The organism is Endozoicomonas sp. SESOKO3, assembly GCF_024606255.1.
In genome coordinates, this window is record NZ_JAHHPR010000366.1 from 1 (window position 1) to 2,044 (window position 2,044).

At 47.0% G+C, this 2,044-nt stretch carries 1 protein-coding gene; it reads right to left on the bottom strand.

The features are described from left to right. Positions 1-1,936, bottom strand: a 1,936-nt coding sequence (locus KDK18_RS06500; RefSeq protein ID WP_257254058.1) for a hypothetical protein, incomplete at its 3' end; no start/stop codon positions are given. Positions 1,937-2,044: the final 108 nt, after the last annotated feature.

Below are 2,044 nucleotides of genomic sequence, written 5' to 3' on the forward strand. Positions count from 1 at the left end.
TTTCAATCCTGTCAAGTCTTGTTGCTTTGTCATCACCCTCATTGACATTGATCTCGAGTGCTTTTTCTACGGCTACCAGCATCTCCAGAGCTTCTTCCTCTACCCGCTGTCTGGTTTCTGTGATGTATGTCTGAATTTCTTTAGAAATGGCGTCACGACGGTAATAAACATCGTTCTCTGTATCGAGGTTATCTATATTCAGAATATTTTCCACAGCAGTCAGTTTTCCAAGTACTTCAGGCCTGGCTTCGGGGTGGCCTGGTGTTCTGATGTCTTTCAGTTCTTGTTCCAGCTCTTTAAGTTTGAAGAGCTTGTAATTGACTGTTGATTCGAGGGTGGGGCGATCTTCCAGTGTGGTGTCTTCACTCAGGTCAATACCAAGAACCGATGCCAGAGCTTTTTTTCTGGTCCTGGTGTAAGAATTCTCTATTTCGCGTTGATCGTCCATTTTATTAAGTTGTTGACGCATATGCTGCTGATGAGCATGCACCTGGTTGATTTCATGAATTTTTATACTGATGAGTCTGGCTTGTTCCTCTTGGGGCTGGGCATCATCCCATTTGTCAATACCGAGCTCTGTTGCCAGTTCACTGTTGCGAGTGTTTGTCGCTTTTGCTCCGGCAGCATTAAGTTGTTTTACCAGCTCGGGGATTCGTTTGTTCTCCTGCTCAAGTTGGCCAATCAGGTCTTTTTTCTCTTCCAGCTCTTGATTAATCTTTTTAAGCTCATTGACAACTTGCTGATTGATTTGGACTAGTCTCAGTTTTTCCTCAATACCGCTCATGAGCGTTGTCGTTCTGTGTTGAAATGCTTTGCTTAGCGCGGTGAGTTCGGCCTCTCTTGCCAGCAGCTTTTCCAGTCTGGTTTCCATCTCAAGCAGCTGCCCGGCAGAGTCACCAATGACTCTGGAAGCAAAGCTTCCGTCTTTGTCAAAAGAATTGCCAGAAGGGTCGCCAGGCATTTTGCTGGTAGCGGGTATAACTTTATGTATATTTTGGATAAAATTCCGGTCAGTCAGAAAATTTCTAAGTACGGGTTTGAAGCGAAAGCGCTCTGCGAGTTGAATATGCACCCAGGTTGGCGTGATGATCGACGAAGCGAATCTGACGTGCGGTGCTGTGAATTCAAATTCATCTGCTGTATCTGGAGTAGCATAGGTCAATGCCTGCTGAAGATATTCATAGTATTCAAGCTTCGCCAGTTTACCATCGTATGCAAATGTCGTTTGTCCACTTCCAATAAGTTCAGTATTTTGTTGCGCAGCTAACTCTTCCAGTATTGCCATCTGATTGCTTTGAATGACGTACTGGTAGCTTTTGACCTTGTCTTTTTTAACCCATGCTGTTGCTTCAGGAGGGGGGGCGTTGTTGCCAAATTCATTCCGCCAGGTGTCAGCGAGAGCTTTCACAAAAGCGATGTCGGCGGGGTTCTGCTTCTGGCCACGGAAAACAATAATCTCTCCCGGAGCCTCAGTCACTTCCAGTTTTGGATAATCATCAGGTACAGGATAAGCCTGTGTCTCATCCTCGGTGTGTACAACATAGCCAACGGGTTTATGGTATGACAACAGATCATCCAGAGCCTCCTGTTGTAACTCTTTCCCCAGTAGATGAACCTGGGTGTAGGCAGAGGTAGCTGCTGCGAAAAGCGCCTCATCGTTGACAAAGAGCGATTGACCCAGGCGCTCCAATGCAGGGGGCTGATCACCGGAAACGATGAGACGCATGAAGGTGCGCCCTTTCACTTCAACCTTGACTGTTTTTAGGGTGGCAAGGGCAACATAGTGATCAACCTGGCCAAGGTTTCCTGCCCTTTCATTCGCACCTTTCAGCACTCCGATCAGATGTTCAGGGCTGGCAACGTTCGTAAACGGTTCTAATGTTTGAGCGTCGCCCAGTTGAGCGCGAACAGCCCCAATTGAATCCTGATGGATCATTCCGCCCCTGACTTCAATGACCAGTTCTTTTCCTTCAAGATCATGGGTGAACCTGAAGACCCCCTCATTACCCACCTTCAGGACTTTGGTGTATTTCCGGGCAACGTC